This window comes from uncultured Marinobacter sp., assembly GCF_963974375.1.
Taxonomy (GTDB): Bacteria; Pseudomonadota; Gammaproteobacteria; order Pseudomonadales; family Oleiphilaceae; genus Marinobacter.
In genome coordinates this window covers 1-6441 of record NZ_CAXBDN010000249.1, presented here as the reverse complement: position 1 = coordinate 6441, position 6441 = coordinate 1, and the positions used below count along the sequence as shown (strand labels likewise).

At 60.3% G+C, this 6441-nt stretch carries 3 protein-coding genes and 1 pseudogene; 2 read left to right on the top strand and 2 right to left on the bottom strand.

All coding sequences use genetic code 11. The annotated features are described in order from the left end of the window. Window positions 1-435, top strand: a pseudogene (locus AAC035_RS17175) (xylulose 5-phosphate 3-epimerase); the annotation flags it as partial. A gap of 53 nt (window positions 436-488) precedes the next feature. Here the strand turns inward: AAC035_RS17175 and AAC035_RS17170 are convergent. Both AAC035_RS17170 and AAC035_RS17165 read right to left on the bottom strand, forming a co-directional pair. Beyond that, complete coding sequence (locus AAC035_RS17170; protein WP_339806314.1) at window positions 489-3212, bottom strand: HAD-IC family P-type ATPase; 2724 nt, start codon at window positions 3210-3212, stop codon at window positions 489-491. 75 nt (window positions 3213-3287) lie between these two features. Then, on the bottom strand, window positions 3288-5222 hold the full coding sequence (locus AAC035_RS17165) for an EAL domain-containing protein (protein ID WP_339806312.1): 1935 nt from the start codon (window positions 5220-5222) through the stop codon (window positions 3288-3290). Window positions 5223-5340: 118 nt separating this feature from the next. Between AAC035_RS17165 and AAC035_RS17160 the strand changes: the two genes are divergently transcribed. Next, window positions 5341-6351, top strand: coding sequence for an LLM class flavin-dependent oxidoreductase (locus AAC035_RS17160; protein WP_339806310.1), 1011 nt, complete (start codon window positions 5341-5343; stop codon window positions 6349-6351). The last annotated feature ends 90 nt before the right edge of the window (window positions 6352-6441 follow it).

Here is a 6441-nt window from a genome sequence, read left to right as displayed (position 1 = left end):
CACGCCTGCGAACGGCTGCGGGACACCAACACGCCGTTCCGTCTGGTATATGTGCAGGAGCCGGGGCGATTTCGTCAGCCCCGGGACCGGTTTGAGGCGGAATACTGCCTCAGTGAGCTGGACAAGGAGCGCCTCATTCCCCACCGGATGAAACACAGGGTGATCCTCACCCACATGCGCCCGGAAGTGTTCCGCGGCCATACCCCATGGATCTGTCCGGATCAGGCCCACAGCCGGGTACTTGGCTACATCAATCGTGGCGGGACCCTCAACGAAGCCGGCATGCTGTTCGCCAACCGCTGCACCTGGGCCCATGCCCTTCACGCCGGTGCCGCCCTGCTGGGCCGTCCGGCCAGTGATTTCCTGACAGACCAGGAACTGGCAGCGGTAGAGGGGAACGGCACTCCCGCCACCCTGATTCCTGCAGCCTCCTGAGTTCAGCCATAACCACCAGCGGGGCTGCAAAAGCCCCGCTGGTGCCGGACAATTCAGGCAGCCGGCACGGTTCTGGCGCTCATCAAACGCTGGCGTATCAGAGTCTCAATCTCAAGAATCACCAGCAGGACAATGCCGGCGCCAGCAGCAAAGGACAAACCGGCAACACCAAGCGCAGCGGTTCCGAAGGCGTTCTGGAACAGCGGCAGGTAGGTGAACAGAGACTGCAGTACGATAATCGCGGCTACCGCCAGCAGCACCACCGGGGTGCCCAGCACGCCCTTGAGGGTGACCGACGGACTGTCCAGATAGCGCACCGCAAACAGGTAGAAAACCTCCATGGCCACCAGGGTATTGACCGCCAGAGTCCGTGCGTAATCCACATCACCGGTGGCAGTCATGCCCCAGTTCCAGGCCGCAAAGATACCGGCCAGAAACAGCCCCGAGACAAAAATAACCCGCCAGATCACGAACCCTGCCAGCAACGACTCATCCCTGGCTCTGGGTGGCTGTGACATGACGTCGTCCTCTGCCGGCTCGAAGGCCAGCGTCATGGCCAGAATCACCGAACTGACCATGTTGACCCACAAAATTTGCAGCGCGGTTATGGGCAAGGTCAGGCCCAGCAACAGGGCTACCACCAGACTTACGGACTCACCTCCATTGATCGGCAACAGAAAGGCAATGGCCTTTTTCAGGTTGGTGTATACCACACGCCCTTCCCGCACCGCCGCCGCAATGCTCGCGAAGTTGTCATCCAGCAGCACAACTGACGCGGCCTCCCGGGCAGCTTCCGACCCCTTCACACCCATGGCAATACCAACATCCGCCCGCTTCAGGGCCGGGGCATCGTTGACGCCGTCGCCGGTCATAGCCACCACACCATGCTGTTTCTGCAGCGCGGTCACCAGCCGCAGCTTGTGCTCGGGGCTGGTCCTGGCGAATACATCCACATCGACCACCACCGCCGCCAACTCGTCGTCGTCCAGCTCATCCAGCTCCTTGCCGGTCATCACCCGGGATGTCTCCTGCAGCCCCAGCTTTGCCGCAATGGCCCCTGCCGTTTTACCATGGTCACCAGTGATCATCTTCACCCGTATCCCGGCCCGGTGGCACTCGGCAATGGCCTCTATCGCTTCCGGGCGAGGCGGGTCCATCAGCCCGGTGATTCCGATCAGTTCGAGTCCGCTGCTGACGTCTTCAACCGCGACCGTGCTTTTATCCCGTGCCACCGGAAGCCGGGCCAAAGCCAGCACCCGCAGGCCTTCAGAAGCCATGTCTTCAATCACTTTCAACCAGTATTCCTGGTCCAGAGCAACTGGCTCAGCCTGCTCATTCAGCTGGGTTGCACACATGTCCAGTACCCGCTCAGGCGCACCCTTGAGGTAGACCACGGCGTGACCATGATGGTCATGATTGAGGGTGGCCATAAAGCGGTAGGCAGCATCGAAGGGAATTTCATCGGCTCGTGGCCAGGCACTTCCGATATCGGCCATGTCGTTATCGGATTTGATGGCAAACACCCGTAAGGCGCCCTCCATGGGATCGCCAATCACCCGGACCGGCGTTTCTGCCAGCTTGAGGTGGGCGTCATTACACAGGGCTGCCGCCCGGGCCATCTCCATGATCACCGGCGGCAATTCTGCATGACCGTCATCCGCAGCCACCTCGCCGTCGGTAGCATAACCACTGCCGCTGACAGTGAAGCGGCGCCCGCCACTGGCAACTGCAGTGACCGTCATTTCGTTACGGGTCAGGGTGCCGGTTTTATCGGAACAGATGATGGATACGGCACCGAGGGTTTCAATCACCGGCATCCGGCGCACCACCGCATGGCGGTTGGCCATGGTACGCACGCCGATGGCCAGGGTAATGGTAAGAATGGCGGGCAGACCTTCCGGAATGGAAGCAACGGTCAAGCCCACCACTGCCATGAAGAGTTCATCCACCGCCAGACTGCTGAACCAGGTTCCCGCCACAAAAATGATGGCTCCGGCAACAATAATGATCATCGACAGATAGCGGGCGAAGCGATCCATCTGCTCCAGCAGGGGGGTTTTGAGGGTTTCGGTCTGACCAAGCAGGCCTGATATCCGTCCGATTTCAGTGTGGGTTCCGGTGCGAACGACCACACCCTGGGCGGTGCCTGTGGTCACCATGGTGCCGGAGAACGCCAGGCAGCGCTGATCACCGATCACCGCCGATTCAGGCTCGGGCTCTGTGGTCTTTTCTGCCGCCATGGACTCGCCGGTCAGAATGGCTTCGTCAATCTGCAGACCGTGTACCTTCTCCAGTCGCAAATCCGCCGGCACCCGGTCACCGGGCTCCAGCAATACCGTATCACCCGGCACCAGCTCTTCCGTGAGGACGGTGTGACGGCCATCGGCCCGCAGGACAATGGCGTGGGGCGCCAGCATGTGCCGAATGGCGGCCAGGGCCTGTTCTGCCTTGCCTTCCTGCAAAAACCCCACCAGGGTCTGCACCACCACCACCGCCAGAATAACCACGGTATCTATCCAGTGGCCCAACACCCCGGTAATCACCGCCGCCGTAATCAACACATAAATCAGAAAATTGCGGAGCTGACGACCCAGCCTGGCCAGAGGTCCACGGGCGGCCGTTTCCGGCAGCCGGTTCGGGCCGTAGTCAGCCGCCCGTCGGGCCACTTCACTGGCGTCCAGCGGCTTTGATGCCTGCAGGCATTCCCGGACATCGGTCGAACTCAACGCGTGCCAGGCACGGGTATCCTGGTCAGTTTTTTCATTCACAGCGGGCATCGGGCAAAGCTCCATTTTTTGAAACAGGCATGTGTCCATTCAACCGGTTCCTCTGAACCGGCATCTTGTTCCAGATCAACCTCCGGACGCCCCCCCCGGGGTCCGCAAACGCTCAGTCATATCAATGGCAGGCATGGGAGCGGCTCGCAGAAAACCCTGGAAGCTGTCGCACCCCAGCTCCTGCAGCACCGTCAGCTGACTCTCCAGCTCGACCCCCTCGGCCTGGACTTCAAGATTCATGGCACGGCCCATGGCGACGATAGCCTGAACAATTCCGAGACCGTTGCGGGAGGTGCTCAGTTCATTGATAAAACTGCGATCGATCTTGAGCTTGTCAACCCGGAACCGCCGCAGGTAACTGAGAGAGGAATAACCGGTGCCAAAATCATCAATAGCGACTCTCACACCGGTATCCCTGAGATCATGAAGCAGGCTGGTGGTGCGCTCGCCCAGGGCCAGCAGGCCACTCTCGGTCAGCTCGACTTCCAGATGATCCGGGCTCAGGCCGGTGTCGGCAAGCACCTGTCGGACCAGCCCCACGAAATTGCCCCGGGCCAGCTGACGTGACGACACGTTGATCGCTGTCAGTCCCGGGTTCAAACCGGCATCAAGCCACTCGCGGGTCTGGCGGGCGGCTTCCCGAAGCACCCAGGCGCCAAGCTCAACGATCATGCCAGTGTCTTCCGCCAGCGGTATAAAGTCAGCTGGTGAGATCAGCCCCCAGTCCGGGTGCTGCCAGCGTACCAGCGCCTCGCTCCCGGTCAGTTCACCACTGGCCACATCGTAAACCGGCTGATAGAACAGCATCAGCTCATTTCGCGCCAGCGCTCCGGTCAGTGCCTCTTCCAGGCGCAGGCGCTTGCGGGCAAGCCGGGTCATATCGCTGTTGTAGAAAGCAAAGGTATTCTTGCCCGCCAGTTTCGCTTCCCGCAACGCGGAATCCGCCTGACTGAACAGCGTATCGGCATCATTCATCACCGCATCCCGGTTACCCGGGGCCAGGCAAATTCCGATGTTCGCCCGCACCATTACCCGGGTATCGTCATCCAGCCGGAAACCGGCACCCAATGCATCCAGCAGCTGCCCTGCCAATGCTTCAACCGCCTTCTGATCGTCAATGTCCGGGGCCAGCACCACAAATTCATCACCTCCGAACCGGCCCAGTTGCTGACCGTCCTGCAGACATTGCAGGATACGCTGGCCGGCGACCGTCAGTAGCTGATCACCCAGTTTGTGACCATGGGATTCGTTAATCGTCTTGAAATCGTCCAGATCAATAAACAACAAGGCAACCCGGCGCCTGCCGGTTTCCGGGGTCTGGCGCAGGGCATTGCGCAGATGCTCGGCAATCAACGCACGGTTTGGCAAGTCGGTCAGCGGATCATAGAAAGCCAGATAACGAAGCTTTTCCTTATCGGCCTTTTCTTCGCTGATATCTGTCAGAAAGGCAAGGTAGTAAGCCACCCGACCCCAGACGTCATTGACCCGGGTCAGCGTTACCCACTCGGTATACAGGGACCCGTCACGACGCGGGCTGATCATCTCGCCCTGCCAGCTGCCCGTGTCGGCCATGGTCTGCCAGAGTTCCGCATAATAGGCTTCATCATGAGCGCCGGAGCGGAGACTCTCCAGACCTTTGCCAAGCAGCTCCTCCTTACTGAAACCGGATATTCCGAGATAGGCAGGATTCACATAGATAATGCGCTTGTCGGGAGCTGCCGCCAGGATGCCATTCTGGGCATTCTCAACCATGGAGGTCTGCAACTCCATCAGTCCTGCGGCCTGCTCAAGCCGGGTAACAGTCTGGCGCACCAGCCAATAGACCATGGTTGCGCTGATCAGCACAAAGAACCAGCCCTTGAGTGTCTGGGCTCTGGCTCTCAGTTCGCCATTGGTTTCGGCAAACAGCCAGTTCACCAGCTGATCGGAGAACAGTATCCACAGGCCGCCAAGTACCAGATAAATCAGCGCGATCCGCAATGGCGATGTGTTGACTTCGGGTAAGGGCAACGTCGACTTCCTCAGGCCCAGGACTGATTTTTCCAAATGCCATGACAGGCCTGGCGCCAACTGTCATGCTGTGACTTTCAAGTATATCGTCCGACAGGATTAACGGCCCGGAGCCTCTATGTCATCCCTGATTCCATTTTCATTACTGGAGCTGGCTTCCGTGCGGGAGGGGGACACCGTATCCCGTACGCTTGCTAACAGTGTAGCTTACGCACGTCATGGTGAAAGCCTCGGCTTCAGACGATTCTGGCTGGCCGAGCATCACAATATGGAAGGTATCACCAGCTCTGCCACCTCGGTACTGATCGGTCACATTGCCGGCAAGACCGAAACCATTCGTGTGGGCTCTGGCGGTGTGATGCTGCCCAATCACCCGCCACTGGTGATTGCCGAGCAGTTCGGCACCCTCGAGTGCCTGTACCCGGGACGCATTGATCTCGGACTTGGCCGTGCCCCCGGCACTGACCCGATCACCAGCCGGGCGCTGCGCCGGGACGGCATCGGCGCCGAGCAGTTTCCCCGGGACGTCGCCCAGTTGCAGGCGTTACTGGGTCCGCTGCAACCCGGACAGCGGGTCAAGGCCATTCCCGGTGCCGGCACCAACGTACCAATCTGGCTGCTGGGTTCCAGCCTCTACAGCGCCCAGCTGGCCGCCATGAACGGCCTGCCCTATGCCTTTGCCGGTCATTTTGCGCCCGGGCTCTACCGGGAAGCCCTGCGTATCTACCGGGATCAGTTCCAGCCTGGCGCCACCATGGACCAGCCCTACGCCATGCTGGCGCTGCCGGCAGTCCCTGCCGATACCACCGAGGAAGCCCGCTTCCTGACCACCACCAGTTACCAGCGCATCCTGGCGCTGTTCCGGGGCCAGCCGTTGTGGATGAAACCACCGGTAGAATCCATGAACGGCCTCTGGACGCCACAGGAAGAAGCGGGCATCCGGGATTTCCTGGGGTTACAGGTACTGGGAGACGAAGACCGGATTCACCAGCAGCTCACTGAACTGCTGGCAACCGTGGAAGTGGACGAGCTGATGTTTACCGTGGACCTGTATGATCCGGCCAAACGACGTCATGGCCTGGATATTCTGGCCAGAGTCCGCGACCGGCTGGCGGTCGAAGCCGCCTGAGCCGGTTACGACGTCTATTCAACGCTCGCAAGTCTGAAGAACCGGCTCACGCCAGGCGCGGATCGGTATCAGCCACGCCCGGCTGCTGGC

Bases quoted from the DNA above. Each gene is read 5' to 3' on its own strand.
- AAC035_RS17170 (WP_339806314.1), bottom strand. From the start codon at position 3,212: ATGCCCGCTGTGAATGAAAAAACTGACCAGGATACCCGTGCCTGGCAC.
- AAC035_RS17160 (WP_339806310.1), top strand. From the start codon at position 5,341: ATGTCATCCCTGATTCCATTTTCATTACTGGAGCTGGCTTCCGTGCGG.